A 3,132-nucleotide genomic window follows, 5' to 3' on the forward strand; every position below is an offset into this window, starting at 1 on the left:
GGCCGACCTCACCCTCGTCGGCGGCGCGATCGTGCACGACGCCGCCTCCGCGAGCGCCGTTCCGGACGTGCCGTTCGCCGGCTCCGGCGCGGCCGGCCACACCTGCTCGCACGGGTGACTCCGGATTGGACAACTCGGCGCGGCGGGGGGCGCGTCTTTCACCATTTTGTCAGCTGCCCCTGGCTTGTGAGGCAGCGCACACTTGTTTTCAGATGCTCTGCAACTCCGGACCCCGGTCGGACTGTTCGACCGACGGTCCGTTCCGAACCACGAGTTTCGACCCCACGAGAGGAACCGGTACGAATGTCGATCGACGTACTCGAGAACTACATCAACGGTGAGTTCGTCGCCTCATCCGCGACGGAGACGCTGGACTTGATCAACCCCGTGGACGAGAGCGTCGTCGGGCRTGCGCCCGTCTCCACCAAGGCCGACGTGGACGCCGCTGTCGAGGCAGCCGAGCGGGCCTTCGTCTCGTGGGGCAAGACCACCCCGAGCGTGCGCCAGACCGCGTTGCTGAAGCTCGCCGACGCGATCGAGGCGCACAGCGACGAACTCGTCGAGGCGGAGTGCCGCAACACCGGGCAGCCCAAGCAGGTCATCGCCGACGAAGAGATCAAGGTGGGCGCCGATCAGCTCCGCTTCTTCGCGGGTGCGGCCCGGATGCTCGAAGGCAAGGCCGCCGGCGAGTACATGGACGGCTTCACGTCCTACGTGCGCCGCGAGCCGATCGGTGTCGTCGGTCAGGTCACCCCGTGGAACTACCCGTTCATGATGGCGCTGTGGAAGATCGGCCCCGCGCTCGCGGCAGGCAACACGATCGTGCTCAAGCCCAGCGACACCACCCCGAACAGCACACTCGTCCTGGCCCGGCTGACCAAGGGGATCCTGCCGGACGGCGTCTTCAACGTCGTCCTCGGCAACGGTGAGACCGGCGCCACCCTCGTGGAGAACCCGGCCCTCGGACTGGTGTCGATCACCGGATCCGTTCGCGCCGGTATCGCCGTCGCGGTCTCCGCCGCACGCCAGCTCAAGCGCGCCCACCTCGAACTGGGCGGCAAGGCACCCGCCATCGTCTTCGGTGACGTCGACATCGAGAAGACCGCGAGCGGCATCGCCGAGGCTGCCTTCTTCAACGGCGGCCAGGACTGCACCGCCGCCACCCGCGTCCTCGTCCACGAGTCCATCCACGACCAGCTCGTCGACGCGCTCGTCCGCAAGGCCGAGACGCTCAAGCCCGGCCTGCCGGACGACCCGGACACGTTCTACGGCCCGCTCAACAACGTCAACCATTTCAACGCGGTCAGTTCGAAGATCGCCGCGCTCCCCACCTCGGCCAAGATCGTCACCGGCGGAAAGCGTTCGGGAGAGCAGGGATTCTTCTTCGAACCCACCGTGATCACCGGCGTCGACCAGCGCGACGACATCGTGCAGGAGGAGACGTTCGGTCCCATCCTCACCGTGCAGAGCTTCTCCGACGAGAAGGAGGCCGTCACCCTCGCCAACGACGTCCGGTACGGTCTGGCGTCGAGTGTGTGGACCAACGATCACGGCGTCACGCAACGGCTCTCGGCCGCACTCGATTTCGGTGCCGTCTGGATCAACTGCCACATCCCGCTCGTCGCCGAGATGCCGCACGGCGGATTCAAGTACTCCGGCTACGGCAAGGACCTCTCCGGCTACGGCGTCGAGGACTACACCCGCATCAAGCACGTCATGAGCTCCAACGACTGACGTCGCCCACCCCCTACCCATCCACGTCACGACCCTGAGGACTGCACCATCATGAACGACATCCAGTACCGGCTGCCGCAGAAGCGCGCCCTGGTCACCGAGCTCCCCGGCCCGAAGTCGGCGGCCCTCACCGCACGCCGCCGCGCCACCGTGGCCGCGGGCGTCGGCTCCAGCGTCCCCGTGTACGCGGCGGATGCCGACGGTGGTGTGGTCGTCGACGTCGACGGCAACTCCCTGATCGACCTCGGCTCGGGCATCGCGGTCACCAGCGTGGGCGCGTCCGATCCGGCTGTCGCCGAGGCGGTTCGGGAGCAGGTCGGGCACTTCACCCACACCTGTTTCATGGTCACCCCGTACGAGGGCTATGTCCGCGTGGCGGAGGAGCTCGCCGCCCTCACCCCGGGCGACCACGAGAAGCGCACCGTCCTGTTCAACTCGGGCGCGGAGGCGGTGGAGAACGCGATCAAGGTCGCTCGCCTCGCCACCGGCCGCGACGCCGTCGTCGCGTTCGATCACGCCTACCACGGTCGTACGAACCTGACGATGGCCCTCACCGCCAAGTCGATGCCCTACAAGGCTCACTTCGGTCCGTTCGCGCCCGAGGTGTACCGGCTCCCCATGTCCTACCCCTACCGGGACCAGGACGGACTGACCGGCGAGCAGGCCGCCCAGCGCGCCATCAGCCAGATGGAGAAGCAGATCGGCGCCGATTCGCTCGCGGCGATCATCATCGAGCCGATCCAGGGCGAGGGCGGATTCATCGTTCCCGCCGAGGGATTCCTCCCCACCCTGGTGAACTGGGCCCGCGCCAACGGCGTCGTGTTCATCGCCGACGAGGTGCAGACCGGGTTCTCCCGCACCGGCGCCTGGTTCGCGTGCGAGCACGAGGAGATCGTCCCCGACATCATCACGATGGCCAAGGGCATGGCGGGCGGCATGCCGCTGTCCGCGATCACGGGTCGCGCCGAACTCCTCGACAAGGTGCACCCCGGCGGTCTGGGTGGCACGTACGGCGGCAACCCCGTCGCGTGTGCCGCCGCACTCGCCGCGATCGACAGCATGCGGAAGTTCGACCTGCCCGCTCGCGCACAGCACATCGGCGACCTGGCCCTGCCGCGGCTGAAGGCCCTGGCCGCCGACGTCGGCGTCATCGGTGACGTGCGTGGACGCGGCGCGATGCTCGCGATGGAGTTCGTCAAGCCCGGCACCGACGAGCCGGACGCCGAACTGACGAAGGCGATTGCCGCACATGCGCTCGAACAAGGTGTCATTCTGCTGACGTGCGGTACCTACGGAAACGTCATCCGACTGCTTCCGCCGCTGGTGATCAGCGACGACCTGCTCGACGACGCCCTGACTGTCATCGAGCAGATCGTGCGCTCGCTCGTCTGACCCGTG

2 protein-coding genes are annotated in these 3,132 nt (G+C 67.7%); both read left to right on the plus strand.

Features of this window, described 5'->3' with window-relative positions; genetic code table 11:
* Positions 1-303 precede the first annotated feature (303 nt).
* Positions 304-1,734, plus strand: a complete 1,431-nt coding sequence (locus AC1D1G_RS43630) for a gamma-aminobutyraldehyde dehydrogenase (protein ID WP_477956755.1) — start codon at positions 304-306, stop codon at positions 1,732-1,734.
* Between the two features lie 51 nt (positions 1,735-1,785).
* Positions 1,786-3,126, plus strand: coding sequence for a 4-aminobutyrate--2-oxoglutarate transaminase (gabT, locus tag AC1D1G_RS43635; RefSeq protein ID WP_005238605.1), 1,341 nt, complete (start codon positions 1,786-1,788; stop codon positions 3,124-3,126).
* Positions 3,127-3,132 lie beyond the last annotated feature (6 nt).

The organism is Rhodococcus sp. P3_B8, assembly GCF_056402775.1.